At 66.4% G+C, this 26482-nt stretch carries 30 protein-coding genes; 20 read left to right on the top strand and 10 right to left on the bottom strand.

Going from position 1 to position 26482, the window contains the following annotated elements:
* Positions 1-351, top strand: a 351-nt coding sequence (locus RT551_RS14100; RefSeq protein WP_313459770.1) for an SPOR domain-containing protein, incomplete at its 5' end; no start/stop codon positions are given.
* Positions 352-511: 160 nt separating this feature from the next.
* A complete protein-coding gene (locus RT551_RS14095) occupies positions 512-871 on the top strand; it encodes a VOC family protein (protein WP_313459792.1) in 360 nt (119 codons plus the stop codon).
* Between the two features lie 3 nt (positions 872-874).
* On the opposite strand, the gene RT551_RS14090 is transcribed toward RT551_RS14095, so the two are convergent.
* Both RT551_RS14090 and RT551_RS14085 read right to left on the bottom strand, forming a co-directional pair.
* Positions 875-1621: an SDR family NAD(P)-dependent oxidoreductase gene (locus tag RT551_RS14090; protein WP_311193494.1), complete on the bottom strand. Its 747-nt coding sequence runs from the start codon at positions 1619-1621 to the stop codon at positions 875-877.
* 73 nt (positions 1622-1694) lie between these two features.
* The gene (locus RT551_RS14085) at positions 1695-2177 is read right to left on the bottom strand and encodes a hypothetical protein (protein ID WP_313459767.1); all 483 of its coding nucleotides are present in this window, start codon (positions 2175-2177) and stop codon (positions 1695-1697) included.
* Between the two features lie 158 nt (positions 2178-2335).
* Between RT551_RS14085 and RT551_RS14080 the strand changes: the two genes are divergently transcribed.
* Positions 2336-2803, top strand: coding sequence for a DUF1456 family protein (locus RT551_RS14080; protein ID WP_313459765.1), 468 nt, complete (start codon positions 2336-2338; stop codon positions 2801-2803).
* A gap of 37 nt (positions 2804-2840) precedes the next feature.
* On the top strand, positions 2841-3962 hold the full coding sequence (locus tag RT551_RS14075; protein WP_313459789.1) for an MFS transporter: 1122 nt from the start codon (positions 2841-2843) through the stop codon (positions 3960-3962).
* Positions 3963-4005: 43 nt separating this feature from the next.
* Here the strand turns inward: RT551_RS14075 and RT551_RS14070 are convergent, their stop codons facing one another.
* Positions 4006-4677: a TorF family putative porin gene (locus RT551_RS14070; protein WP_313459786.1), complete on the bottom strand. Its 672-nt coding sequence runs from the start codon at positions 4675-4677 to the stop codon at positions 4006-4008.
* 211 nt (positions 4678-4888) lie between these two features.
* Here RT551_RS14070 and RT551_RS14065 point away from each other — a divergent pair, with 211 nt between their 5' ends.
* Positions 4889-5278: a DUF6165 family protein gene (locus RT551_RS14065; RefSeq protein ID WP_313459784.1), complete on the top strand. Its 390-nt coding sequence runs from the start codon at positions 4889-4891 to the stop codon at positions 5276-5278.
* 36 nt (positions 5279-5314) lie between these two features.
* Here RT551_RS14065 and RT551_RS14060 read toward each other — a convergent pair whose 3' ends face one another.
* The 4 genes from RT551_RS14060 to RT551_RS14045 all read right to left on the bottom strand — a co-directional run bounded on the left by RT551_RS14060 (position 5315) and on the right by RT551_RS14045 (position 9211).
* Entirely contained in the window at positions 5315-6658 is a 1344-nt protein-coding gene (locus tag RT551_RS14060) for an acyl-CoA thioesterase/bile acid-CoA:amino acid N-acyltransferase family protein (protein WP_313459762.1), read from the bottom strand.
* Between the two features lie 112 nt (positions 6659-6770).
* Positions 6771-7490, bottom strand: a complete 720-nt coding sequence (locus RT551_RS14055) for a LytTR family DNA-binding domain-containing protein (RefSeq protein ID WP_313459760.1) — start codon at positions 7488-7490, stop codon at positions 6771-6773.
* The gene (locus RT551_RS14050; RefSeq protein ID WP_313459757.1) at positions 7487-8488 is read right to left on the bottom strand and encodes a histidine kinase; all 1002 of its coding nucleotides are present in this window, start codon (positions 8486-8488) and stop codon (positions 7487-7489) included. Before RT551_RS14050 ends, RT551_RS14055 begins: the two co-directional genes overlap by 4 nt.
* A 150-nt stretch (positions 8489-8638) precedes the next feature.
* Complete coding sequence (locus RT551_RS14045; protein ID WP_313459754.1) at positions 8639-9211, bottom strand: Ax21 family protein; 573 nt, start codon at positions 9209-9211, stop codon at positions 8639-8641.
* Between the two features lie 642 nt (positions 9212-9853).
* Here RT551_RS14045 and RT551_RS14040 point away from each other — a divergent pair.
* Positions 9854-10216, top strand: coding sequence for a DUF1428 domain-containing protein (locus RT551_RS14040; protein WP_313459781.1), 363 nt, complete (start codon positions 9854-9856; stop codon positions 10214-10216).
* A 7-nt stretch (positions 10217-10223) separates the two neighbouring features.
* On the opposite strand, the gene RT551_RS14035 is transcribed toward RT551_RS14040, so the two are convergent.
* Together RT551_RS14035 and RT551_RS14030 are read right to left on the bottom strand one after the other, a co-directional pair.
* The gene (locus tag RT551_RS14035) at positions 10224-10898 is read right to left on the bottom strand and encodes a hypothetical protein (RefSeq protein WP_313459751.1); all 675 of its coding nucleotides are present in this window, start codon (positions 10896-10898) and stop codon (positions 10224-10226) included.
* A 99-nt stretch (positions 10899-10997) separates the two neighbouring features.
* A complete protein-coding gene (locus RT551_RS14030; RefSeq protein WP_313459750.1) occupies positions 10998-11840 on the bottom strand; it encodes a histone in 843 nt (280 codons plus the stop codon).
* A gap of 495 nt (positions 11841-12335) precedes the next feature.
* Between RT551_RS14030 and RT551_RS14025 the strand changes: the two genes are divergently transcribed.
* From RT551_RS14025 to RT551_RS13965, 13 genes are all read left to right on the top strand, one after another.
* Positions 12336-13772 (top strand): Do family serine endopeptidase, encoded by a 1437-nt coding sequence (locus RT551_RS14025; protein WP_313459747.1) that lies wholly within the window; start codon positions 12336-12338, stop codon positions 13770-13772.
* Between the two features lie 134 nt (positions 13773-13906).
* Positions 13907-14272 carry a hypothetical protein gene (locus RT551_RS14020; RefSeq protein ID WP_282294970.1) on the top strand — a complete coding sequence of 122 codons (366 nt, stop codon included), beginning with the start codon at positions 13907-13909 and terminating at the stop codon, positions 14270-14272.
* A 24-nt stretch (positions 14273-14296) separates the two neighbouring features.
* Positions 14297-14782, top strand: coding sequence for a phage holin family protein (locus tag RT551_RS14015; RefSeq protein WP_313459778.1), 486 nt, complete (start codon positions 14297-14299; stop codon positions 14780-14782).
* Complete coding sequence (locus tag RT551_RS14010) at positions 14779-15228, top strand: protein sip-5 (protein ID WP_311193484.1); 450 nt, start codon at positions 14779-14781, stop codon at positions 15226-15228. Before RT551_RS14015 ends, RT551_RS14010 begins: the two co-directional genes overlap by 4 nt.
* 102 nt (positions 15229-15330) lie before the next feature.
* Positions 15331-16419, top strand: a complete 1089-nt coding sequence (locus RT551_RS14005; RefSeq protein ID WP_313459775.1) for an AI-2E family transporter — start codon at positions 15331-15333, stop codon at positions 16417-16419.
* A 9-nt stretch (positions 16420-16428) separates the two neighbouring features.
* A complete protein-coding gene (locus tag RT551_RS14000) occupies positions 16429-17139 on the top strand; it encodes an HAD-IA family hydrolase (RefSeq protein WP_313459743.1) in 711 nt (236 codons plus the stop codon).
* Positions 17140-17161: 22 nt separating this feature from the next.
* The gene (locus RT551_RS13995) at positions 17162-18529 is read left to right on the top strand and encodes a leucyl aminopeptidase family protein (RefSeq protein WP_313459741.1); all 1368 of its coding nucleotides are present in this window, start codon (positions 17162-17164) and stop codon (positions 18527-18529) included.
* Between the two features lie 132 nt (positions 18530-18661).
* Positions 18662-19765 carry a catalase family peroxidase gene (locus RT551_RS13990; RefSeq protein WP_313459738.1) on the top strand — a complete coding sequence of 368 codons (1104 nt, stop codon included), beginning with the start codon at positions 18662-18664 and terminating at the stop codon, positions 19763-19765.
* Positions 19762-20301, top strand: a complete 540-nt coding sequence (locus tag RT551_RS13985; protein ID WP_313459735.1) for a cytochrome b — start codon at positions 19762-19764, stop codon at positions 20299-20301. Before RT551_RS13990 ends, RT551_RS13985 begins: the two co-directional genes overlap by 4 nt.
* A 72-nt stretch (positions 20302-20373) precedes the next feature.
* Entirely contained in the window at positions 20374-21618 is a 1245-nt protein-coding gene (locus tag RT551_RS13980) for an efflux RND transporter periplasmic adaptor subunit (RefSeq protein WP_313459734.1), read from the top strand.
* Between the two features lie 58 nt (positions 21619-21676).
* Complete coding sequence (locus tag RT551_RS13975; RefSeq protein WP_125359690.1) at positions 21677-22366, top strand: ABC transporter ATP-binding protein; 690 nt, start codon at positions 21677-21679, stop codon at positions 22364-22366.
* Between the two features lie 15 nt (positions 22367-22381).
* Positions 22382-23539: an FtsX-like permease family protein gene (locus RT551_RS13970; protein WP_312316009.1), complete on the top strand. Its 1158-nt coding sequence runs from the start codon at positions 22382-22384 to the stop codon at positions 23537-23539.
* An 11-nt stretch (positions 23540-23550) separates the two neighbouring features.
* A complete protein-coding gene (locus RT551_RS13965) occupies positions 23551-24861 on the top strand; it encodes an ABC transporter permease (RefSeq protein WP_260341738.1) in 1311 nt (436 codons plus the stop codon).
* A gap of 51 nt (positions 24862-24912) precedes the next feature.
* Here RT551_RS13965 and RT551_RS13960 read toward each other — a convergent pair whose 3' ends face one another.
* The gene (locus RT551_RS13960) at positions 24913-25764 is read right to left on the bottom strand and encodes a hypothetical protein (protein ID WP_313459729.1); all 852 of its coding nucleotides are present in this window, start codon (positions 25762-25764) and stop codon (positions 24913-24915) included.
* Positions 25765-26185: 421 nt separating this feature from the next.
* On the opposite strand from RT551_RS13960, the gene RT551_RS13955 reads away from it, so the two are divergent.
* On the top strand, positions 26186-26380 hold the full coding sequence (locus tag RT551_RS13955) for a hypothetical protein (protein ID WP_313459727.1): 195 nt from the start codon (positions 26186-26188) through the stop codon (positions 26378-26380).
* Positions 26381-26482: the final 102 nt, after the last annotated feature.

Below are 26482 nucleotides of genomic sequence, written 5' to 3'. Positions count from 1 at the left end.
GCGGCAACCGCAGCACCCGCTGCGGCCACGCCGGCTGCCACCGCCACCGCAGCGGCTCCCAAGCCGGCGGAAACGACCCCGGCGGCGACTCCGGCTGCGGCGGCGGCTGAAGACAGCAACGTCCGCTACATCCTGCAGGCCGGTGCCTTCGGGGCCTCCGGCGATGCTGAGGCGACCAAGGCGAAGCTGGCGATGCTGGGTCTGGCGGCACGGGTGGAGTCGGCACAGATCAGCGGCAAGACCGTGTACCGCGTGCGGATGGGGCCGTATGGCACGGCCGGCGAGCTGGCAGAGGCCAAGCAGAAGCTGTCCAGCAGCGGCATGCAGGCGATGGCGATCAAGGCGCAGTAACCGACATTGGCCATTGAGCCCTTTGCTGTAACGGTTGGCCTTGAGCCATGAAGAAGCCCCGCTTGCGGGGCTTTTTCTTTTTCCGTTCATGGGGATGACGCGCATGGCGCGTCGCTACGGGGTAAGGCATGCTGGCGACTTCCTGGGGTGGAGTACGCGCATGGGCAGCTCGGAAGGCAACGACCGTCGGATCGACAACATTGAGTTCAACGTCAGCGACATCGCCCGCAGCAAGACGTTCTATGGCGAGGTGTTTGGCTGGACCTTCACCGACTTTGGGCCCGGTTACACCGAGTTCGACGATGGCCGGCTGAAAGGCGGCTTCACCACCGACGGTCCGGTGCGCGCAGGTGGTCCGCTGGTGATTCTGTACGCGGATGATCTGGATGCGACGCAGCAGCGGCTGGAAGCGGCCGGCGCGGAGATCTCCACGCCGGCGTTCGATTTCCCGGGCGGCCGGCGGTTCCATTTCCGCGACCCGGATGGGTATGAGCTGGCGGTATGGACCGCGCAGGCCTGACTGTCAGTCGCGCGCGACCTGGAAGCCGGCGAACGACTGGGTCACCGGCATTACTTCGAGGCGGTTGATGTTCAGGTGCGCCGGCAGGCTGGCGACCCAGAAGATCTGCTCGGCGATGTCCTCGGCGGTCATCGGATTGGCTCCGCTGTAGAGCTTGTCCGAGGCCGCCTGGTCGCCATGCGTGCGGACCACGGTGAATTCGGTTTCGGCCATGCCCGGCTCGATGGTGGTCACACGCACGCCGGTGCCGTGCAGGTCGGCACGCAGGCCCAGCGAGAACTGGCTGACGAAGGCCTTGGTGCCGCCGTACGCATTGCCGCCCGGATAGGGGTACACGCCGGCGACCGAGCTGATGTTGATGATCGCGCCCTTGCGCTGCACCAGCTGCGGCAGCAGGCGGTGGGTCAGGGTGACCAGCGCGGTGACGTTGGTGTCGATCATGGTGCGCCAGTCGTCCAGCGAGGCGTTCTGGGCCGGGGCGGTACCCTGGGCCAGGCCGGCGTTGTTGACCAGCAGGTCGATGCCGGCGAATTCAGCCGGCAACGCGGCCAGCGCCGCTTCCATCGCGGCACTGTCGCGCACATCGAAGGCGGCCGCGTGCACCAGCCCCGGATAGGCGTCCACCAGCGGCTGCAGGCGCTCGGCGCGGCGGCCGGTGGCAATCACGCGCCAGCCGGCCTTGGCGAAACAATGGACGGCAGCGGCACCAAAGCCGGACGTGGCACCGGTGATCAGGGCAGTACGGGTCATCGCGGGTCTCCGTGAGAAGTCCCGCCCATTTTCGCACTGGATGAACGCGCGTGTGTTGCCGGCGCTGGCGGGCTCAGCGGATGCGGAACACGCGCGCCTTGGGCAGGTCTGCGTCGACCTGCAGGAACCAGCGCCCGGCGATGCCCGGCACCACCACGATGGCAGGGTTGCTGACCGGCTTCTTGAGCTTCATCTCGCCCTTCAGCACCTGCCACTGCTGGCCGTTGTCGAGGCTGAACACGGTGCCAGGCTGCCAGCCTTCGATGGTTCCGGTGGCATGGGCTTCGATGGGGCCTTCGTCCAGGCCGGCGAACATCGGGGCCGACGCCGGAACCGGTGCGGAGGCAGATGCGGCCGCCACGGGAGCGGCAGGAGCCCGCTGCTCGGCCTCACGCAGCAGTCGATTCAGGGTCTGCAGCTGGGCCGGAGTGAGCCCCACTTCGGCCAACGCCTGCGCGTCCACGCGCTGCTCAATGGCCACATACGGGGCCTGCGCGGCGGCCGTTGCGGCCAGCCAGACCATGCCCACACCCGCCAGAACCTGCCACCTGCGCATTGCCCGCTCCACCTGGAATTGATGCCTGAGGCCGGCACTATGCTTCACTTTCATGGCAGCCAGATGACAGTCGTCATCACCCCGACCGGGGCCGCACCCCCCGCCCGGGGTAAAATGGCCGCCAGCCGCGCAGCCGCGCCGGCGGTACTGGAACCCCCATGATCAACAACGATGTACTGCGCAGCATCCGCTACATGCTCGACCTGAGCGACAGCATGGTCGCCAACACCTGTGCCCTGGCCGACCCGGCATTCGTGGTGGATCCGGCCGATGTGGCCGGCTGGCTGCGCAAGGAAGACGAGGCCGGCTTCATTGCCTGCGATGACCGCAGCCTGGCGCACTTCCTGGATGGCTTGATCGTGCACTATCGCGGCCGCGACGAAAGCCAGCCGCTGCGTCCGGTGGAAAAGCGCATCACCAACAACCTGGTGCTGAAGAAGCTGCGCGTGGCCTTCGAACTGAAGGACGTGGACATGCATGCGATCTTTGAAAGCGCCGGCTTCCCGGTATCCAAGCCGGAGCTTTCCGCCCTGTTCCGCCAGCCGGACCACAAGAACTACCGCGCCTGCGGTGACCAGATGCTGCGCAACTTCCTGAAGGGACTGACCCTGCGCGTCCGTGGTTGAGACGCATGCACCGCTGAGCCGCTGGCAGGTGTTGCTGATGGCCTTCGCCACGGGTGTGGCGGTGGCCAGCAACTATTACGCCCAGCCGCTGCTGCACACCATCGCCGAGTCGCTCGACATCAGCTTTGCGCGCGCCGGCATGCTAGTCACTGCCGCCCAACTCAGCTATGGGCTGGGGGTGATCCTGCTGGTGCCGCTGGGCGACATGTTCGAGCGCCGTCGGCTGATCGTGGTGATGTCATTGCTGTCGGCGGCCGGCCTGGTGATCAGTGCACTGAGCCAGCAGTTCCTGTGGCTGGTAGTCGGCACCGCCTTGACCGGTCTGTTCTCCGTGGTGGCGCAGGTGCTGGTGCCGTTCGCCGCAACCCTGGCGCGGCCGGAAGAACGCGGCCGCGTGGTCGGCGTGATGATGAGCGGGCTGCTGCTGGGCATTCTGCTGGCACGCACCGTCGCTGGTGCGCTGTCCTCACTGGGCGACTGGCGCACGGTGTACTGGATGGCCGCCGGGGCGATGGTGCTGACCACGCTGGCGCTGTATCGCACCCTGCCCCGCTTCCATGAGCATGCCGGGCTGGGCTACTTCGCATTGCTGCGCTCGATTGGCACCCTGTTTGCGCAGGAGCCGGTGTTCCGCCTGCGCACGCTGTTGGGCGCACTGAGCTTTGCGATGTTCGCCATCTTCTGGACACCACTGGCGTTCCTGCTGGCGGCCGAGCCCTATCACTACAGCGATGCCACCATCGGCTTGTTCGGACTGGTGGGCGCGGCCGGCACGTTGGCCGCAGGCATTGGCGGGCGGCTTTCCGATCGCGGCAAGGCGGGTCTGGCCACCACGGTGGCGCTGGTGCTGCTGGCGGCGTCGTGGCTGCCGCTGGGTTTCTCCGCGCACTCGCTGATCGCGTTGCTGGTCGGTGTGATCGTGCTCGACCTGGCCGCGCAGCTGCTGCACGTCAGCAACCAGAACGTGGTGTTCGCATTGCGCCCTGAAGCCCGTAACCGGCTCAATGCCGGCTACATCACCGGGTATTTCGTTGGCGGCGCACTGGGTTCGCTGGTCTCGGCGCAGATGTACCAGCGTTTCGGTTGGACCGGCGTATGCCTGACCGGCGCGACCGTGGCGATGATGGCACTGCTGGCCTGGGGTCTGCGCAAGCGCTGAACGGGGTCGCCGGGCACAGGCCCGGCGCACCCGGTGGTACCGCTCAGAACGCGGCCTGGATCGCGAACTCCACCCGTGAGCCGGCGTTGCTGCCGAACAAGCGCTTGCCTGCATTGTCGGTGTCGTGCCCGGTCAGGCGCAGTTCCCAGGGACCATGCACCTTCCAGATGGCGCTCAGCTGGCCGTGCAGGTAGTCATCGGCGTATTCCTTGTCCAGGAAATACTGGCCCACGGCACCTTCAATGCGCCACTGGTCGTTTATCGGGAAGCGCGCGCCCAGCTGGGCGTAGGTACCGGTGGTATCCGACGCCAGCGCGTCGTCGGACACGCCCACGCTCAGCCAGTAGTTGCCCTTGAAGGTCACGGTGCTGTTGAGCTCGGTCCAGTCCAGGTCGACGCCGGGGTCAGTGGACGGGTACATGTAGTGGGTCAAGTTGACGTCCAGCGCCCAGTCTTCGGAGAGCGAACCGCTCCAGCCCGCCACGAAGTCGAATTCGCTGCGTGCGCCCGCGTCCGGCTCATAGGACACGCCCGAGCCCCAGACCGAGCCGTACCAGCCGGATTCACTGCTGAGCTTGACGCCGGCCTGCACGGTCGGATCTTCCATGGTCTGCGAGCTGCCGCGCCAGACATAGTCGGTGGTCAATGTCGCGTTACCGTCCACGCCGGCCAGCGCCGAACCACTGATCACCAGACCGATCACCAGCCCCCCCATCCGGCGCACCCTGCGCCGTCCTGCCTGCTTTGCCACGATGAAACACTCCAGAAAACGGCGACGCCGTTGAAGCGCACAGTGTGATGAACAGGTGCATAAAGGAGCCATGCGGCGGGCCATCGGCCCCCGCAAAATCCGCGTAAAGATGGCGACCAGCCCTTCAGCCGGCTCGCGCTATCATGGCCGCCTTGAATCCTGCAGCGAGAACGACGTGGACGCGATCCTGACCCCGGTATCGATTGGCGAACTGATCGACAAGATCACCATTCTTGAAATCAAGGCCGAGCGCATCACCGATGCGGCCAAGGTCGCCAACGTCAGTACCGAGCTGGACGGCCTGCTGCCGCTGTGGCACCAGCAGCTGTCCGTACAGCCGGGCCTGGACGCTCTGAAGTCGCAGTTGAAGGTCATCAACGAACGCATGTGGGACATCCAGGATCGCCTGCGCGACAAGGAAGCCGCCCAGACCTTCGACGACGACTTCATCCAGCTGGCCCGCGGCGTCTATGGCACCAATGGCGAGCGGGTAAAAGTAAAGAACGAGATCAACCGCATCGCCGGCTCGCACCTCGTAGAAGAAAAACAGTACCAAGGCGAATAACCACGTAGAGCCACGCCCTGCGTGGCTGCACCACCATCATCGTTCAGCAGTGCCCCCAGCCCCCAACACCCGCCCCAGAAACCCCAACACCCGGCTCCCCGATTCCCGATCCGCCCGCGCATACCCCTCCGGCGTACCACCGACCGGAATGTACGGGCCGGTCTGGTGGCGAAAGGTCGTGGGTTGCAGGAACGGCGTGATCAGATGCCCGGCATCAGCGAAGTACGCCACTTCATCCGGCTGCGGAAGGGTGCGCCGCTCGCGCAACCAGCGCTGCGCCACCGCCGCCATGCGTGCCGAGTCGCCCAGCTGGTCATCACCTCCGGCCACCAGCATCACCGGCCCGTTGATGCGTTCAATCGGCAGCATCGCCTGTTCCAGCACCTGCGCCTGCTGCAGGGTCGGGCGCGACCAGTCGGCCCCCTCATCGAAGGGCAGATAGCCCAGCGACTGCCCCCGGTACGACAGCGCCGGCCGATCCACGCCCCGGAAATCCGCAGGCGGCACGTCACGCGAAATGCCCCGGAACGGTGCAGGACTGCCTACCCACGACACCACCGCACGGATCCGCGGGTCATGCGCCGCAGCCGCCATCGCCACGATGCCGCCCCACGATCCCCCCATCACCCCGATCCGCTCTGCATCCACCCCGCGTTGCCGCTGCAGCCAGTCCACTGCCTGCAGTACCGGTTCGATCGGCACGTCGATCAGGTCCTTCGGTCGGCCAGGCACCCGGTAGTACGCCACGGCCACGGCGACGTAACCGTTGCTGGCCAGCCAGGCCGCGTAGGCGCTGGCGGTATCGATGCCGCCCTCGGCACCGCCCAGGGTGATGACGGCAGGATGTAGAGGTCGGCTGGCGTCCATCGGTCCGGGCAGATACACCCTGGCAGTGACACCACCGATGCGCACCTCGCGGGCCGTTACCGCTGCAGCGGACAGATGGCGCAGCAGGGTGTGTTCGCCCAGCACCCGGCCATTGCGATAGGCGGTGAGCTGCATCGTCACCGGCGCAAAGGTGAGGGCCCCGGGCTGCATGCGCTGCGGCATTGGGCTGGGACTGCCATCGCCGCTTTCCGGCTGCATCGACCAGATCAGGCCACTGGCGTCCACGCCGCGGTAGGTACCCTGCTCCGCAGCGGCCACCGCCGTGTCCATCACGCCTTCCAGGTCGGCACGCAGCAGCGCGCGCGACTGCCAGCGCTGTCCGCGCGCATCATGCATGTCAAGGCGTAGTTCCACGGGTTCGGCCGCGCCCAGACCCGTCACGCGGATCTGCGGAACGCGATCGACCCCGTCGTCCAGTGCCCCGACGTGCAGTTCGGCGGCAGCCAATGGCGCGGCAAGCGCCCACATCAGCAAGGAAACGCACACGCGCATGGACCAGGCCTCTGATTGATCATGGCCCGGAATCATGACGTTGGGATCGATCCTGCGATGCTCGAATCACCCTGTAATGGTGCCAACCGGGCGCACGCTGGCACCAACCGGGTCAGCGCACGCGCAGCGCCTCTTCCAGTGCGTTGCGATAGGTGCGACTGAGCGGCAGCTGTTCGCCCCCAGCCAGCTCCAACATCGCATCTCCATTGCGCCGCTCGTGCAACGCACGTACCCGTTGCGGATTCACCAGCACCGAGCGATGCACACGCAGCACACCCGCACCCGCCAGCTGAGCGGCCAGCACCATGATGCTTTCGCGCAGCAGATGCACCTGCGCGCCGACGTGGACACAGGCGTAGTGGCCGGCCATGTCGATGTAGTCGATCCGGGCCGGATCGAGGAACTCGGTGCGGCTGCCCTGCTTCACCGCCAGCCACTGCCCTGGCGATGCCGGCGGCGGCGGTGGGGCGATCAATCGCCGCATGCGGTCAAGTGCCATGGCCAGGCGATCGGCGTCGACCGGCTTGAGCAGATAGTCGGCCGCCCCCAGCGCATAGGAACGCAACGCGTGCTGGTGGTGAGCGGTAATGAAGATGGTGCGGGTCGCCATTGCCGGCCAGCGTGCGGCCAGCGCCAGGCCGTCCCCGTCGGGCAGCTGGATGTCCAGCAGCAGCAGGTCAAAGCGGCGCGCTTTGAGCAGGGCGTCGGCTTCGGCCACGCTGCGTGCCGTGGCGTCCACGCGGATGTCGGCATGCGCGTCCAGCAGGCGCACCAGCTTGGCGGTGGCCAGCGGCACGTCTTCCACCACCAGTGCGCTGAGCGGGGCGCTCACGCCGGCACCTGCACGTCGACGCGGAAGCCATCAGGCAGCGGCTGCGCGTGCAGAACCGCGCGGTCACCGTACAGGGCGTGCAGGCGCTGGCGCAGATTCTCCAGGCCAGAGCCGGTACCCGGCGGAGGCGATCTGTCTGCCAGGCCACAACCGTTGTGCACACTCAGATGCAGGTGCACACCCATGCGTTCAGCGCGCACCCGGATGTCCAGCGCTGCGCTGCCCTGCTCCCAGCCACTATGGCGTACGGCGTTCTCCAGCAGGGGCTGCAGCAGCAGTCCAGGCACGGCGCAGCGCCATGCCGTGCCCACCACCTTCCAGTCCACCTGCAACGGCGCGTCACGCAGCAGCCGCTGCAGGTCCAGGTAGTCGTTGGCGGCGGCCACTTCGTCGGCCAGCGATCGCTGCGCGGAGCAGGCCATGGCGTCACGCAGCAGGTCCGACAGCCGTGCCAGCGCACGGTCGGCATCCGCAGGCCGGTGATAGCCCAGCGCGCCGATGGCATTGAGCGCGTTGAACAGGAAGTGATGCTGCAGATGCTGGCGCAATGCGTCCTGCCGGGCCTGATGCAACAGTGCACCGCGCCGCCGGTAGCGCTGCACGAAAGCCAGGGTCTGACCGATGCCGACCACGGCCACAAACGTGGGTGCCGCAAACAAAGCCGTTACCGCGATGGCCCGCATCATCGCCGCTGCGCTGGGCAGGGTGCCCCAGGGATGCAGCTGCGCCATCCAGGCACCCAGTATCCATCCCAGTGCCGACAACGCAGGGGTGACCGCTGCGCCGAGCAGCAGCAGACAGCCGGCGTGCCGCAGGTCGCGGCCAAGGCCCAGTGGCCAGCGTCGGCACAGCGCCCACAGTGCCGGCGTGGCCAGCATCCAGGGCAGGTAGCTGCCGACGATGAAGGCCACTGCATGGAACCAGCCGCCCAGCGGACCGCCGATGCCCTGACTGAGGTACACCGCCGGCGCGCTGCTGATGATCAGCAGGGCCCACATGCCGACGGCGAATCGAAACAGCGGAGAGTGCATACGGTGCGGCGGCATGGAAGCGGCCACCGAGTGTGGCACACGCAATAAAAAAGGGCCCGGCAGTGCCGGGCCCTGTATTGCCACGCAGGCAGCGCGCGGCAAACGGTCAAGCGCCGCTTACCAGCTGAAGCGCGGGCCGACCGACCATTCCTTGTCACCGTGGCGGTCCATCTTGAGATCGCCGCTGAGGCCCCAGTTCTGGTTGAGCTTCACCTGGCCACCCAGGCGGCCGTAGAACTGGCCGTCCGGATTGATGCCGTGCTTCTTGCTGTAGTCCTCGTAACCGGCCATGGCATACACCTCGGCGTGCTGGCCGAAGGCGGTGCGGATGCCGGCTTCAGCGCTGTAGCCGTTGAAGTCCAGGCCGTGGCGCGGGTCGAACTTGTTGTAGGCGACGCGGCCGACGAAGTCGGTGCTGCTGCCGATTTCCTGGTTGTAGCCCACACCCACGCGCCACTGGTCGATCTTGAAATCGCCGATGTCGGTCTTCTGCTGATTGAACTCGCCGAAGGCGTGCACGTTCGGCAGGAAACCATAGGAGCCCTTCACGCCCCAACCGTCAGCCTTGCCGCCGTCGGCGTCAGTTTTGACGTAGTTGCCTTCGGCGTAGTTGTAGGACAGGCCTTCAGCGGCCGACGCGGCAAACGGGAGGGCGGCAGCCAGGGCCAAGGCGATCAACGAAGTCTTCATGCGGTACATCCTTTCTTTCTTATGTCGTGCAGTGGCAACGATCGGCTGCTGCATCGGGAATGCAAAGTTTCCGTTATTCGACACAACGCGCCCTGAAGTTGGACGCATTCAACACGCTGAATTTTTGGGATGTGTTCAGCCGCGGACGAGTACACGCGGGTGCGCGAACGGTAGTGCCGGGCCATGCCCGGCAACCTCAGGAAACTCAAGAGAGAAAAGAAGGAGCGCTGGTCACGACGATACCCTTGCGGGGCGTCACGCGCTGGGGAAGCCGCTCTTGGGGAGTAGTCGGCTAACGCGTCCAATCTCCGTATTGCACCGGGGCCAACGCAGCTCAGGCGTCGAACTGCAGGTCACAGTGAGTGAGCATCCTGCCCGGCCCGCCCATATTGATCGGGATTATCCAACTCGCATATCAGGGTATTCCTCACCGGGGCTAGGACTTTTCTTACCCCATTCACGCTGCAGCGCAACGATAAACACAGTTAACACGTTGATTCCATTTTGATTACCACCGGTTACCCGGTATTCGTCACAGTTCCGGCACAGCGCTCGCGGCACGGTCGATTTTCCTCGCGCCCAGGCGTCGTACCTGTTGAAGGTGCCCGTGGTGGCGCACCCGCTCCCGACCGGAGGCTGCACATGTCGTATGTAGACGGATTCGTACTGGCGGTACCGACTGCCAACAAAGACAAGTTCATCGACCATGCAAAGGAAGGCGATTCGGTATTCATCGAATTTGGCGCATTGCGCGTGCTCGAATGCTGGGCCGACGATGTACCGCACGGCAAACAAACCGACTTTTTCCGCGCGGTGGAGGCCAAGGAAGACGGGACCGTGGTGTTCTCCTGGATTGAATGGCCCGACAAGGCCACCCGCGACGCTGGCATGGAGAAGATGATGAAGGACCCGCGCATGGATCCAGCCAACAACCCGATGCCGTTTGATGGCAAGCGGATGATCTACGGCGGCTTCGTGCCGATTGTGGTGCTGGAGAAAAAATAAACGCCGGCTAGCGGCCGGCATCGTCGTCGCGGTGTGCGATGCCGGCCCCCATGCCGACCCCCATTCCCATCCCCATGCCACCTGCTCCCGCGCCTCCCCCGCCGCCCTTGCCTGCGGCACGGTCGCCCTCGCCCTTCGGCTTGGCACCGGTGGGTCGCGCGGGCCCCTGCGCGGGAATGCTCACGCTGGCCGGAATGGGCTGCAGGTCCAGCGCCTCGCGGATGAAGTCGCGCAGCGACACCACCAGTGCGGCGGTCTGTACCGGCCGCCCCTGCGCCAGTTCGGTGGCAGCCACGGCGGCCAGGCGCACCTGGTCATCGGTGCCGAGCAGGATGATGTCCGACAGCGCGGCTTCCACCGCATCGCGGATACGGCGGGCACGGTCGCTGCCGATATCGGCGGCGGCGTCTCCGTCTTCCGCTGCGGTGCTGGCGGTTTGGCGCAGATCGCGCAGGTGACGCGGGTCCACGTCCAGTGAACCAGTGAACGAGCCGCCCAGCGTCTTGTAGGCCGCAATCAGCGTGCGCAGGCGTTCGTTGATCTGTCGGTTCTCGCGTTCACGCCGCTGCTGCATGGTCTGCATCACCAGCAGGCGGATACCCACGCCGATCAGGGTGATGACGGCCAGCCCGACCAGGGTCGAGAGCAGGGCCTGCCAGGAGCTGAAGTCCAGTCCACGCATTGAGAGTCCCCTTTCGCCAGACACGATGCTGGCACGGCGGGTGTGGCCGCGACGTGGAAACCGCTGCCCGCCCTGAAGGCGGGCAGCGGTGGCACGCGATTACTTGCGGGCGCGCTTGGCCGGAGCCTTGCGAACCGCCTTCTTGGCGGTCGCGGTCTTCTTGGCAACAGCCTTCTTGGCCACAGCCGACTTCTTGGCGACGGCCTTCTTGGCGGTGGCGGTCTTCTTGCCGACAACCTTCTTGGCGGCAGCCGACTTCTTGGTCACGGCCTTCTTGGTGGCGGCAACCTTCTTGCCGACAACCTTCTTGGTCGCGGCGGTCTTGCGGGTCACGGCCTTCTTCGAAGCGGCAGCCTTCTTGCCGACGACCTTCCTGGCAGCGGCGGACTTCTTGGTCACGGCCTTCTTGGTGGCGGCGACCTTCTTGCCGACGGTCTTCTTGGCGGCGGCGGTCTTCCTGGTCACGGCCTTCTTGGCGGTGGCAACCTTCTTGCCGACGGTCTTCTTGGCGGCCGCAGCCTTCTTGGTCACGGTCTTCTTGGTCGCAGCGGCCTTCTTGCCGGCAGCCTTGGTGGTCTTGGTCACGGCCTTTTCGGCAGCAGCCTTCTTCTTGGCAACCTTCTTGGTCAGGGCAGCGGCTTCGGCCTTGGCGTTGCTCTTGGCAGCTTCCAGCTTCTTCTTGGCGGTGGCCAGACGCTTGCTGACAGTCTTGGCGGCCTTGTCGGCCTTCTTGGCAACGGTCTTCTCGGCCTTCTTGACGGCCTTCTTGACCTTGGCAACCTGGGTGGTGGCAGCCTTGCGGGCGCGCTTGACGGTCTTCTTCACCGAGGCCACTGCTTCTTCGGCGGTGGTGGCGATGGTTTCGCCCACATTGCCAGCGGTTTCTTTAACGCTTTCGACGCCCTGCGACAGGGACGTCGCCACACCGTTTCCATTGCTCATTTGTTGCCTCCAAGGGGGCTAGGTTGGTCAAATCGCTGGCGATGCTATACCGGCAATGCGGATCGTGGAACGACTTTTGCGCGTTGTCCATGTGCTCCGTCATGGCGCGCGCGCAGCGCCATGCGCGCGCGGCCACCCCGCTCGTACAGCAAACCCCTTGAAAACAGCCTCCGCGCGCACGTTGCGTCACTCAGAACGGCGCTCCACGTCACCGCGAAACGGGTGCGGAACGAACATCGAAACCGCCCGCGCGCAGCTTGCCAGACGGCGCTGCAGCGCGGAATTGCGCAGCAACGCAATGACAGCGCGCGGCGCATGGCGCGGTGTCGTCAGTGTTCGCGATGGCCGATGATCCTGCTCCGACCCGGTTCCAGCTGCCCGGGCAGCCGCCATTTTTCATCGCCGGTTTAGCCCGTTGCCCACACACTCATTCAGCTTGGTTTACCGTATGCCCAACCCGTTCCCCGCCCCGCTTGTTCCCACGCCGGATCTGCCATGCGCCCGCTGCCCACTCTACTGACGCTTGCCCTTGCCGCCGCCTTCGGCGGATTCGTGGCTTCGGCCATCAACGCCCACCTGGACAACCGCGCCGAAGCCGCGCCGCTGCCGGCGACCGCCCTGACCGTGCCGACCACCGCCGCGTTGCCGGCGTCGGTCGCCGGGCAGCCGGTTCCGTCACTGGCCCCGATGCTGGAACGGGTGATGCCGGCGGTGGTCAGCGTCAACACCAAACAGGTGGTGCGGGTGCGCAACCCGTTCTTCAACGACCCGTTCTTCCGCCGCCTGTTCCCGGAAGTGCCGCAGGAACGCATCAACGAATCGCTGGGCTCAGGGGTGATCATCGACGCCGCCGGGGGTCTGGTGCTGACCAACCACCACGTCATCGACAACGCCGACGATGTGCAGGTGACGCTGGCGGACGGGCGCACGGTGAAGGCCGAATTCCTGGGATCCGATGCCGACACCGACATTGCGCTGATCCGCATTCCGGCCGGCAACCTTACCGAAATCAAGCTCGGCGACAGCGCCCAGCTGCGCGTCGGCGACTTCGTGGTGGCGATCGGCAACCCGTTCGGCTTCAGCCAGACGGTCACCTCGGGCATTGTCTCGGCGGTGGGCCGCAGCGGCATCCGCGGGCTGGGCTACCAGAACTTCATCCAGACCGATGCCTCGATCAATCCAGGCAATTCCGGTGGCGCGCTGGTGAACCTGCAGGGCCAGCTGGTCGGCATCAATACCGCCAGCTTCAATCCGCAGGGCAGCATGGCCGGCAACATCGGCCTGGGCCTGGCGATTCCGTCCAACCTGGCCCGCGACGTGGTCGACCAGCTGGTCAAGCATGGCGAAGTGGTGCGCGGCACGCTCGGCCTTGAAAGCCAGAATCTGACCCCACAGCTGGCGCAGAGCCTGGGCCTGAGCGAAACCCGCGGCGCGCTCGTGACCCGCGTGCTGCCCGGTTCGGGCGCAGCGGCGGCCGGACTGAAGCCGGGCGATCTGGTGGTGTCGGCCAACGGCCAGCGCGTGGACAGTGCGCAGGCCCTGCACAACATTGAAGGCCTGCAGGCGGTGGGCAGCACGCTGACTCTGGACATCCGTCGCGACGGCAAGGCGCAGCAGTTGAAGGCCGTGCTGAAGGAGCAGCCGCGTGCGGTCACTGGCGAGTCATTGGACCCGCGCCTGACCGGTGCCACCTTCGCCGACCTGCCCGAATCGATGCGCCAGGCAGGACTGAGCGGCGTGGTGGTCAGCGAGGTCAAGCGCGGCAGCCGCGCGGCCAACAGCGGACTGGCGAGCGGCGACGTCATCATCCAGGCCAGCGTCGGCGAGTTCGCCGACCTCGCCAGCTGGCGCGCCAACTTCCAGCAGCGCCCGCAACAGCTGGTGCTGCGGATCGTGCGCGGCGGGGCCAGCGGCCAGCTGGTCATGCGCTGAACCGGCGTGGTGTACCTTGACGTGCACCACGCAGATACGTAACACCCTCTACACCCCGGCGATGCTATTGATGGCGTTCGTTACCGCCGGGGTCATCCGCGGTCACCTTCCCCATCGCATACAGGAGATACACGATGAGCCCCACCAATACCGAGAACCTGAAGGAACACCTGGGTGAAGCCGGTTCGCACCTGAAGTCCGCCGCCAGCGCCGCTGGCAGCTCGATCAAGGGCGCAGCAGGTGCCGCCACGGATGAACTGCGTATCGGCAAGGCCAACGTCAAGGCTGAGCTGTCCGACACCGCCCTGTCCGGGCTGGCCGCTGCCGAGTTCGGCGGCGCCGCCGCCAAGGAACAGGTCGATGCGCTGATGGACAAGGGCAAGGACCTGGTCGACAGCGCCGCCGAGCTGATCCGCGAACGCCCGCTGGCTTCGTTCGGCGTCGCCTTCGCCGCCGGTTGGATCATCGCCAAGCTGGCCCGCAGCGGCGGCGACAAGTAATCCGGCGTGAGCGACCAGTCCCAGTTGCCCCCCGACGGTGGCGCGGCCAACCCGCCGCCGGAAGGTGATGCGTACAAGGCTCCTGGCCTCGACGAGAGCATCCGTGAGGTCGGCCAGGCCGGCCGCGCCACGGTGGATTCGGCCAAGCACACGCTGCGCTCGCTGCGGCGGCTGGCCTCGTTCGAGTTCGCGCTGGCACGCAGTGCGTTTGGACGGGCCTTGGCCTGGAGCGGCGTGGCGATTGTGTTCGGTGCCTCGGCCTGGCTGCTGCTCGCCGGCACCCTGATCGCGCTGATGCAGCGGTGGGGCCTGTCCTGGTTCCACTCGCTGCTGATCACCTCCATCCTCAGCCTGGCGGTCACCGGCTACGCCATCTGGCGGGTGTCGTTCTTCTTCCGTCACACCGGCATGCATGCCACCCGTCGCCAGCTGGCCCGTCTGGGTCTGTTCGACGAGCCACACGAGGATGACCCGGAAGGCCGCGATGACGAGACGGAGCGCACGCGATGAAGTTTGAAGCCCTGCGCCAGCGGGTGAAGCGCGCCGAACAGGTGGTGGTCATCCGCAGCGTTGAAACCCAGAGCAACTGGTTCACGCTCAGCAAGGTCTGGCGCGAGGGCTGGACGCCGCTGCGCATCATCACCGTGGGCCTGGCCGGCGGCTTCATCGCCGGCAAGCTGGAACCGGGAAAGACCCGCTTCCACGGCGCACGATGGCTGCAGATGATCGGCTCGGTGTCCAGCCTGCTGGCCAGCGCGCAGGCCGCGTTTGCCTCGATGCAGGCCGCTGAAGCGGCCGACACCGCCGAGCAGGCGGCCGACAAGGTGGATGACGTCGCCGATGACGTGGCTCCGGCCGCCGCAGCGCGCGTTCAGCCGCAGCCCGCAGCGGCCGCCCCGCGCAGTGAACCGCAGCCGCAGCCGGCTGAAGCCGCGACCGACGTTTCAGAACGGTAAGCAGTAGTATTCCGCCCCCAACACGTTCCGCCCGACCGCCGGTCGGGCACTACCACGCAGGCGATCGGCATGAGCGTTCCGGTGACTTCTCCTTCCGATTCGATCGTGCCCCCGCCCGACGACGCCGAACCGGCTCCGCCACAACCGACCCCACGCCCGCGTGCGCCGATGTCACTGGTGGTGCTGGCCACCCTGGCGGTCTGCTACACCCTGTGGGCGGCGCAGGACATCATCCTGCCGGTGCTGCTGGCGATGTTTTTCGCGCTGGTCGGCAATCCGATCCTGCGCTTCCTCGGTCGCCTGTGGATTCCGCGCTTCCTGGCGGCCGTGCTGGTCATCGGCGTGGGCCTGAGTGGTGCCGCCGCGCTGGGCGTGCAGCTGGTCGGCCCGGCGATGGACTGGGCCCAGGAAGCCCCGCAGCAGCTGCGCAAGGTGGCCCGGCAGGTGCAGAACCTGACCAAACCCGTGCAGCAGGCCAACCAGGCGGCGGAGAACTTCGCCCGTGCCGCCGGCGGTGAAACCAATCGTCGCGTGCAGGTCGTGCGGACCCAGCTGGACGACCCGTACCGGGTACTGACCCGCGCGCCGAAGCTGGCGGCCTCGGTGCTGGCGGTGGTGCTGCTGACGCTGTTCTTCATGATCTACGGGCAGAACCTGCAGAAGCATGCGATCGCGCTGTTCCCCAGCCGCCAGCAGCAACGCTTCACCAGTGACATCCTTCGCTCGATTGAACGCGAGGTGTCGCGTTATGTGTTGACCATCACCGTGATCAACACACTGGTGGGGTTGGTGTTCTCCGGAATTCTGTTGCTGCTCGGTATCGGCCTGCAGGAGGCCCTGCTGTGGGGCACGGTGGCGGCGCTGCTGAACTTCGCGCCGTATGTCGGCCCGTTCATCGGGGTCACCCTGATGCTGCTGATGGGCTTCGTGGAGTTCAGCGACCCGTTCAAGGCGCTGCTCCCGGCCGCCTGCTATCTGGCCCTGCATACCGTGGAAGGCCAGGTGATCACCCCGATCGTGCTGGGGCGGCGGATGGCGATTTCGCCGCTGATCCTGATCCTGGCGCTGATGGTCTTCGGCTGGTTGTGGGGCATGGTCGGGCTGCTGCTGTCGGTTCCGCTGCTGGTGTGCATCAAGCTGGTGCTGGCGCGGCTGGATGGCACTCAGGGGTGGGCAAGGCTGTTGGAGTAGAATGGCCGGGTGAATTTCCCTGTCCAAGCCATCACCCTCGACCTCGACGACACGTTGTGGCCGTTCGCCCCCATCGGGGCCCGCATCGACCAGGTGCTGCACACGTGGATGCTGGAGCACAGCCCAGCCACCGCCGCGATGTACCCGGTGGCGGCCATGCGCGAACTGCGCGAGCGCTCCTTCCGCGACAACCCCCACCTGCACTACGACCTGAGCGCCCTGCGCCGGTTGACCCTGCGCGAGGCTCTGGAAAACAGCGGAGCCAGCCTGGACCTGCTGGAGCCCGCCTATGAGGCGTTCTACGCCGCCCGCAACCAGGTGGAGTGCTACCCGGACGCCCTTGACGCGTTGGCGCGGATTGCCGCGCGGGTGCCGGTGGCGGCGGTCAGCAACGGCAACGCCGATCTGGAGCGGATCGGCCTGGCCCATCATTTCGCCTTCCAGCTGGGTTCGCGCGAACACGGCGCGGCCAAGCCGGCGGCCAGCATTTTCCACGCCGCCTGCGAGCGCCTGGGCGTGGCCCCGACCCACGTGCTGCACGTGGGCGACCACATGGACATGGACGTGGTGGGGGCGATGCAGGCCGGCCTGCGCGGCTGCTGGATCAACCGCGAGGCCCACACCTGGACCCATCCTTCGCTGCAGCCTGACCTGCAGTTTGACACCCTGACCGGGCTGGCCGACTGGCTCGATGCCAACCCGGGCGCAGCGCGCGCCTGATCCACTACGGAACCCTTCCCGCATGACCCAGATCACCGGCTTCACCACCGATACCTCCAAAGCCCTGCCGCTGCATGTAATGGACCGCGAGCAGTTCGCCGCCTGGCGCGCGCAGCAGTCCCCGTCGCTGGTGGCCTGGCTGGACGCGCAGCACTTCAATGGCAGCGGTGGCAGCGTGGTGCTGCTGCCGGGCGACGCCGGCGTTGGCGGGGCGATCGTGGGCTTCGGTGATCCCGGCGATGTGTACGCCTACGCGCATGCACCGTTCGCGCTGCCGGAAGGCAGCGTGTGGCAGCTGGCCGGCGACCTGCCGGAACTGATCCGGGACCGGCTGCAGGTCGGTTGGGGCCTGGGCAGCTACCGCTTCACCCGGTACCGCAAGCCCAACCGCGCCCCGGCACAGCTGGTGGCCAGCCCGTCGGCGGAAGTGCGTGATGTGATCACCGCCTGCCTGCGCGTGCGCGACTGGGTGAACACCCCGACCGAGGACATGGGCCCGCAGCAGCTGGAAGACGCCGCGCGCGAACTGGCCAGCGCCCACGGCGCACAGATCGAGGTGATCACCGGGCAGGAACTGCTGGAGCAGAACTTCCCGGCCATCCATGCAGTGGGCCGCGCCTCGCACCGCGCGCCGCGCCTGATCGCGCTGCGCTGGGGTAAGACCGATGCGCCGCACGTGGCGCTGGTCGGCAAGGGGGTGTGTTTCGACACCGGCGGGCTGGACATCAAGCCGGCCGACGGCATGCGCAACATGAAGAAGGACATGGGCGGTGCCGCGCACGCGCTGGCACTGGCCGGGCTGATCATGGCCCAGCAGCTGCCGGTGCAGCTCACCCTGCTGATTCCGGCGGTGGAAAACGCGATCGGTCCGGACGCGTTCCGCCCGGGCGAAGTGATCGCCACCCGCAAGGGCCTGAGCATCGAGATCGACAACACCGACGCCGAAGGCCGGGTGATCCTGTGCGACGCGCTCACCTACGCCAGTGAACAGAAGCCGGAACTGCTGCTGGACTTCGCCACCCTCACCGGCGCGGCGCGCATCGCGCTGGGCCCGGACCTGCCTGCGCTGTTCAGCAATGACGACACCGTGGCGCAGCAGTGGCTGGAGGCGGGCGACCGCACCCGCGACCCGGTCTGGCGCATGCCGCTGTGGCGTCCCTACCTGCGTTACCTGCACAGCAACATTGCCGACCTGGCCAACGCCGGCTCGCGCATGGCCGGCTCGGTCACTGCCGCGCTGTACCTGGAGCGCTTCATCGGCGAAGGTCAGAAGTGGGCGCACCTGGACGTGTACGCGTGGAACGACGGCGAGCGCCCGGGCCGCCCGGCCGGCGGTGAAGCGCTGGCGCTGCGGTCGGCGTGGCAGATGTTGAAGACGCGGTACGCGTAATACTCAAGATCCCCGCCCCGGCGGGGATCGTCGTTTTCAACGTTGTCGAAAATGTGAATATCGGCCGGACACCGGTTCTGCGAGGATGAGCGCCAGCCCACCCACTCACTTCGTGAAGGCAGGTATTGGCCCATGTCGCTCTTCCGCTACACCCGTGCCGGCCAAGAGCCCGGTGCACCCCGCCGGCATTCCGCGCTGCTGTGGATCGGGTTGATTGCCTTCATTGCCGGCCTGCTGATTCTGGCGTTTGCCTGGCTGGCCGGTTGGCTGGGGCGCGACCGCGCGACCGCGCAGTCCTTCACCGACACCATTGAAGCCACCGGAGCCAGGCACCCGGGCTTCCGTCGTGCGCACAGCAAGGGCGTGTGCGTTACCGGTACGTTCCAGGGCCTGCCTGCGGGTGCCGAGCTGAGCTCGGCGCGGGTGTTCCGCCAGCAGCAGGTGCCGGTGCTGGGGCGCCTGTCGATCGGCGGGGCCGACCCGCATGGTGCCGATGCCAATGCGCGCGTGCGCAGCATGGCGCTGCAGCTGGTGACCGACGACGGCCAGGAATGGCGCACGGCCATGAACAGTTTCCCGTTCTTCGCCGTGCCCACCGCCGATGCCTTCCTGGAACAGACCAAGGCACAGATTCCCGACCCGGCCACCGGCAAGCCCGACCCGGCGAAGATGGCCGCGGTGGCGGCAAAGTACCCTTCGGTACGCGCGTTTGGCGAGTGGGCCAAAAGCGCGCCGTGGTCGACCAGCTGGGCCAACACCGACTACAACGGCGTCAACAGCTTCCGCTTCATCAATGCCGCCGGCCAGGAGCAGGTGGTGCGCTGGAGCATGCGGCCGACGGCCGCGTTTGAAGCCATGAGCGCCGAACAGCGCGCGCAGGCCGGGCTGGATTATCTGGCCGACGAGTTCCAGCAGCGCCTTGCGCAGGGACCGGTGCAGTGGGAAATGTGGGTGACCCTGGCCGAGCCCTCTGATGCGGTCAACGACCCGTCGATACCGTGGCCGGCCGAACGCCGTCAGGTGAAGGTGGGCACGCTCAGCCTGACCGCCCTGCAGCCGCAGGCCGGCGGGGCCTGCCGCGACATCAACTTCGACCCGCTGATCCTGCCCCGTGGCATCGATGGCACCGACGACCCGATCCTGGCCGCGCGTTCGGCGGTGTACTCGGTGTCGTTCAACCGCCGCGAGCGCGAAACTGCCAGTGGTGCGGCCAAGGCGACGGGAGAAGCGAAATGAAGCAGAGCAGCGGACATTTCAACCTGACCGCGCGGGTGCTGCACTGGCTGATGGCCGCGCTGATCCTGGCAATGCTGTTCATCGGCGTGACCATGGTGGCCTCGCTGCACTGGCGGCCGGCGCTGATCGACCTGCATCGGCCGCTGGGCATCGCGATCCTGCTGCTGGCGGTAGTGCGCCTGATCAACCGCCTGCGCCATCGCCCGCCGCCGCTGCCGGCCGACCTGCCGGGCTGGCAGGTAGCTGCCGCGCATGCCTCGCACTGGCTGCTGTATGGGCTGATGTTCGCAATGCCGCTGGTTGGCTGGGCGATGCTGTCGGCCGGCGGCTACCCGGTGCAGATGTGGAAGGGTGTTGCGCTGCCGCACATCCTGCCGCACAGCCCGGCGCTCTATGCGGCCCTGCGCAGCGCGCACAGCCTGCTCGCCTACGTGCTGTTTGCGACGGTGGTGATGCATCTGTGTGCGGCGTTGTTCCACGCCTGGGTGCGGCGTGACGGGGTGTTTTCGGCGATGGCGCGCGGCCCGGGCCGGTAACGCCCACCCGGCGGCGTTTGCCGCCGGGCAATCTTGCGGTCACACTCGGCGCGATTCCACGTCTTGAGTCCCATGAACGCATCCGCCGAACTGCTCAAGGAACTTCGCATCGACCGCCAGAAGGGCGCGGCCCCGCCGCCGTCCCCGCCCCGCCGCGGTCTCTGGATCACATTGGCCGTGGTCGCCCTGGTGCTGCTGGCCGGTGTTGGCTGGTTCGCCTTCGGCCGCGAGAAGCCGCTGGAGGTGACCACCGCGCCGGTGCTGGCCATCCAGCAGGGCACCGCCAGCAGCTCGGTGCTGGACGCCAGCGGCTACGTGGTGGCGCGGCGCATGGCCACGGTGTCGGCCAAGATCACCGGCAAGGTTCGCGAGGTGATGATCGAGGAAGGCATGCGGGTCGAAGCCGGCCAGATCATGGCCACGCTGGACCCGATCGATGCCGACGCCCAGCGCAGCCTGTCCGCCTCGCAGCTGGAAGCGGCACGTGCGCAGCTGGCCGGGTTGAAGGCCCAGGTCGCCCAGGCCGATGCCGAAGCCGCCCGCTTACAGCTGCTGGTCGGCCAACAGCTGGTGTCGCGCTCGCAGTACGACCAGGCTACCGCGCAGCGTGACAGCCTGCGCGCGCAGCTGAAAACCGCCGAGCGCAACACCCAGGTGGCGGCCGATTCGCTGGCCATTGCCGATCTCGGCGTGGACAACAACATCGTGCGCGCACCGTTCTCCGGCGTGGTCACCGCCAAGGCGGCCCAGCCCGGCGAGATCGTGTCGCCGCTGTCGGCCGGCGGCGGCTTCACCCGCACCGGCATCGGCACCATTGTCGACATGGATTCGCTGGAGATCGAAGTCGAAGTGGGCGAAGCCTACATCGGCCGCGTGCAGCCGAAGATGCCGGTGGAAGCCACCTTGAATGCCTACCCGGAATGGAAGATTCCGGCCGAGGTGATCGCCATCATTCCCACCGCTGATCGCGGCAAGGCCACGGTGAAGGTGCGGGTGGCGCTGAAGGTGAAGGATCCGCGCATCGTGCCGGAAATGGGCGTGCGGGTGAGCTTCCTGGAAGCGGCGGCACCGGCCCAGGCGGAAGCGCCGAAGGGCGTTCGCGTGCCGGCGTCGGCACTGGTCGAGCGCGACCAGAAAACCGTGGCCTTCGTGGTCAGCGATGACGGCCACGCGCAGCAGGTGCCGGTGACCGTGGGTGTGGCATTGAACAACGACCGCCAGGTTACCGCCGGTCTCAGCGCCGGCCAGCAGGTGGTCAACAACCCACCAGCGGAGCTGCGTGATGGCAGCGCGGTGGTGGAGAAGCAAGCGCCGTAACGGGTGACACGACCAACGGTCGTGCATCCGTCAAACCTCTTGATACGGAGAACCACCCATGTCCACCCTGGTTTCGCTCCGCAACATCACCAAGACCTACCAGCGCGGCCCCGAAAAGGTGCAGGTGCTGCATGGCATCGACCTGGACATCCAGCGCGGCGACTTCGTGGCGCTGATGGGGCCGTCCGGCTCAGGCAAGACCACCCTGCTCAATCTCATCGGCGGCCTGGATACCCCCAGCGGCGGCGAGATCGAGATTGAAGGCGAGCGCATCGACCGCATGAGCGGTGGCCAGCTGTCCACCTGGCGCAGCCACCACGTCGGCTTCGTGTTCCAGTTCTACAACCTGATGCCGATGCTGACCGCGCAGAAGAACGTGGAACTGCCGCTGCTGCTGACCCACCTGGGTGCGGCGCAGCGCAAGCGCAATGCCGAGATCGCGCTGACGCTGGTGGGCCTGGCCGACCGCCGCAGCCACCGCCCGAATGAGCTATCCGGCGGCCAGCAGCAGCGCGTGGCGATTGCGCGCGCCATCGTCTCCGATCCGACCTTCCTGATCTGCGACGAACCGACCGGTGACCTCGACCGCGCCTCGGCCGAGGAGATCCTGTCGCTGCTACAGCAGCTCAACCGCGAGCACGGCAAGACCATCATCATGGTCACCCACGATCCCAAGGCCGCCGAGTACGCCACCCATACCGTGCACCTGGACAAGGGCGAGCTGGCCGACGCGCCAGCGGCGCACTGACGGAGGAGCGCCGCCATGAAATATTTCTCGCTCATCTGGGCGCAGCTGTTCCGCAGCAAGACGCGGACGCTGCTGACCCTGTTTTCAGTGGTGGCTGCGTTCCTGCTGTTCGGCATGCTCGATTCGGTGCGCGTGGCTTTCAGCTCCGGCGGCAGCGTGGAAGGGGCCAACCGCCTGATCGTGGCCTCGCGTCTTTCCATCACCCAGTCGCTGCCGATCCGGCTGGAGCCGCAGGTGCGGCAGGTGGCCGGGGTAAAGGACGTCACCTACGGCATGTGGTTCGGCGGCATCTACCAGGACCCGAAGAACTTCTTCGCCAACTTCTCGGTGGCCCCGAACTATTTTGACGTGTACCGCGAACTACAGTTACCGCCTGACCAGCTCAAAGCGTTCCAGGACACCCGGACCGGTGCGGTGGTCGGCGAGACCCTGGCCAAGGAATTCGGCTGGAAGATCGGCGACACCATTCCGCTGCAGGCGACCATCTTCCCGCGCAGTGGCAGCAATGACTGGCCGCTGCAGCTGGTGGGCATCTTCCGTTCCAAGGACCGCACCCTGGCCGCCAATGAAGAGCGCCAGTTGATGATGAACTGGAAGTACTTCGACGAAAGCAACGACTACATCAAGAACCAGGTCAGCTGGTACACGGTCACCCTGGACAACCCGGACCACGCCTCGCGGGTGGCGCAGGCCATCGATGCGATCTCGGCCAACTCCGACCATGAGACCAAGAGCCAGACCGAATCGGCGTTCCAGCAGGCCTTCGTCAAGCAGTTCGCCGACATCGGCCTGATCGTGACCTCGATCATGGGCGCGGTGTTCTTCACCCTGCTGCTGCTCACCGGCAACACCATGGCCCAGGCCGTGCGTGAGCGTGTTCCGGAGCTGGCCACGCTGAAGACGCTGGGCTTCAAGGACAGCACCGTGCTGGTGCTGGTGATGATTGAATCCGTCCTGCTGATCGGGCTGGGCGGTGCCATCGGCATGGGGCTGGCGGCGATGATCCTGCCGGCGCTGGCCCCGAAGACCCAAGGGCTGCTGCCGCCGCACGTGCCCACCCAGACCTGGGTGATGGGCGTGGCGCTGATCATCGGCATTGGCGTGGTGGTGGGCCTGCTGCCGGCGCTGCGCGCCAAGCGGCTGAAGATTGTGGACGCCCTGGCGGGCCGCTGAGGAGAATCGACATGATCAAGCACTGGTTGAAGAATGCGTTGACGGTCGTGCTGCTGGCGGTGGCACTGGGCGTATGGATCGCCCTGCCCTGGCCCGGCGTGCTCGCCGTGGCCGTGGCAGTCGCGCTGTGGCTGCTGCTGACCCGCAGTGGCCGGCTGGCGTTGGCCGCAACGCGCATTGGCGTGGCCAGCCTGCCGCAGCGCTGGGGAGCCTCCTCGGTGGTGGTGGTCGGCATTGCCGGTGTGGTCGGCGTGCTGGTGGCAATGCTGGCGATGGGCCAGGGCTTCCAGTCCACCCTCAACAGCACCGGCGATGACACCACCGCCATCGTGCTGCGCGGTGGCTCACAGGCGGAAACCAATTCGGTGATCACCCGCGAGCAGACCCCGCTGCTGTCCACCCTGCCCGGCGTCAGCAAGGATGCACAGGGCCGGCCGATGATCTCCCCGGAACTGTCCCAGGTGGTCAACCTAGTGTCGAAAGGTGACGGCACTGACGTCAATGCGCAGTTCCGCGGCGTGGGCGAGATGGGCTGGCTGGTGCATGACAAGGTCAAGGTGACCGAGGGCCGGCAGTTCAAGCCGGGCCTGCGCGAGATCGTGGTGGGCAAGGGCGCGCAGAGCCAGTTCCGTGGGCTGGATGTCGGCCAGACGCTGACCCTGGGCAACCAGCAGTGGACCGTCGTGGGTGCCTTCAACTCCGGCGACTCGCACGATTCGGAACTGTGGACCGACGCCGAAACCCTGGCCACCACCTACCAGCGCGGTGCCTGGCAGTCGATCAGCGTGCGTACCGATGGCAAGGCGGGCTTTGACCAGTTCAAGGCGGCCGTGGCCGCCGACCCGCGCCTGAAGCTGGACGTGGAAACCACCAAGGCCTACTACGCCAAGCAGGGTGGCGGGCTGACCAAGCTGATCAGCGTGCTCGGCACGGTGATCGGCGCGATCATGGCCTTCGGTGCGGTGTTCGGCGCGCTCAACACCATGTATGCGGCGGTGGCAACACGTGCGCGCGAGATCGCCACCATGCGCGCAATAGGCTTCCGTGGCCTGCCGGTGGTTACCGCGATCATGCTGGAAACCATGTTGCTGGCACTGATTGGCGGGCTGCTCGGCGGCCTGGTCGCCTGGGCCATCTTCAATGGCTACAGCGTCAGCACCATCGGCAGCAACTTCAGCCAGGTGGTGTTCCAGTTCAAGGTCTCGCCCGAGCTGCTGTGGAGCGGGCTGAAGTGGGCGCTGGGCATCGGCCTGGTCGGCGGGCTGTTCCCCGCCCTGCGCGCGGCGCGGCTGCCGATCACCACGGCCCTGCGCGAAACCTGAGGTTTGTGTGTGGGACCTGCAGCGCCCGGCGGGGCGCTGCAGGGTGTTGTGTTACAGGTGGATCACGAAGCAGTTGATCTCGCCGTCCATGCGGCTGCAGTCGAAGCGCATGCGTCGCCACGGGATGGGTTCGCCGTGCATCTTCACCCCCGCCCATTTGGCCCGCTGCATGAAGTACGGCTGGCCTTCAAAGAACGAGGTGTAGGAGAAGGATTTTGGCCCACCATCGGCGGCCAGAAAGTCTTCCGGTGACTCTTGCATGTAAGTATGGAAGTCCCCTGACCTAAGATATTCCCAACTGCGAGTATCGTGGTCGAAGTAGAACTCCATCTCCCCAAGCCCAGTTCTACCGGTTTTCAGCTGCACGGTGTAGGGCACCGAGCCATCCAGCTGAAAGTCGAAGCGGATCACTCGGCCATAGGGGTCCGCCCTGAGGTGGGCGTACCTTGCTCCACTGTTGAGGACGCGCTTCACCGTCGCCCGCGCCTCGGCATGCAGCGGATGCAAGGCGGAAACATGATGACCCCATATCATCGTATCGCTCTGGGGACTTGGCCAACCGGGCGGTATCAGCTGGAACGTCCCCCATTCGTCGTAGAATTTGCCGCTGCTAGGATGGTAGTGAAGGATCATCGCGTTGAACTGCCTGCTGACCCAGGATGCGGGATACCACCGCTCCACGGCCAACTCGCTGCCGTCGCGCTGCACGTTGTAGGCATAGAGAAGGTCATAGTTGAACCCGGTGTAGATGAGGTGCATGCCCTCACCCATGCTGATGGCCTTGGCCTGGCGTTCTTCTTCATTGCAATAGAAACAGCTCCATGCGATCGGGTCTTCCGGGCGTTCGTTCGCTTGGGCGGGCACTGCAGCCAGTCCCAGTGACAGCCACAACAGGTGTCTCATCATCATCCGCTCCTTGAACTCCCGCACATGCGGGCTGTTGAAGTGGAGCAGGCGACGGCACCGGCGAACATCGGAACGCAGCGAAATGTGAGCAGGCCGCCGCACCAAGGCAAATCACGCGGTCTCCCGGTAACACCAGTCATGCGTTGGCCGGCCCACGCATGACTGGCGCTACCGCAAAACGTGCCCATTACGCCAACCCCGTAGAGCGGGGCTTGCCCCGCTACGAACGGCCGGGCATCCACGTTAGCCGGGCAAGCCCGGCTCTACGCACCGCTTCAGTTCAGCCGCCCGCTTGAACTTTGTCTGAAATTGCGAAATCCCCATTGCGAGGCCACAACGCACTCGCTATTTTCGCGCCCTCGCAACAGGCAGGCGTCGCGGACGGATTACGACAACTGCCCACCTAAGGAGCGTTGGGATGTCGGACAGCAAGTGGGCCAAGGGACTTCAATCGCGTCTGCTGGAACTCCCGGAAGGTTTACTGGTTGCGGTGCTCTACGCTGCGGCATGCTGGGCGTCGAGACAGGTGTCGCTTGATCAGTTTTTTCTGCCTGCAGGCATCCGCGTTGCGGCGCTCCTGGTGTGCCGCCGCGAGATGTGGCCGTACAGTTGACGGGCGACCCGTGCCAGTTGTCTCTCCAACTACAGTTGACCGCTTATCGGTCTATCGCCGAAGTGGTATCGCTGATATTGGAGAGGGAACGCGGTCCGGTGC

This window comes from Stenotrophomonas sp., from assembly GCF_032103445.1.
In the GTDB taxonomy this organism is placed as follows: Bacteria; Pseudomonadota; Gammaproteobacteria; order Xanthomonadales; family Xanthomonadaceae; genus Stenotrophomonas.
The sequence above is the reverse complement of the archived record's forward strand: the minus strand, read 5'-3'. Positions and strand labels throughout refer to the sequence as shown.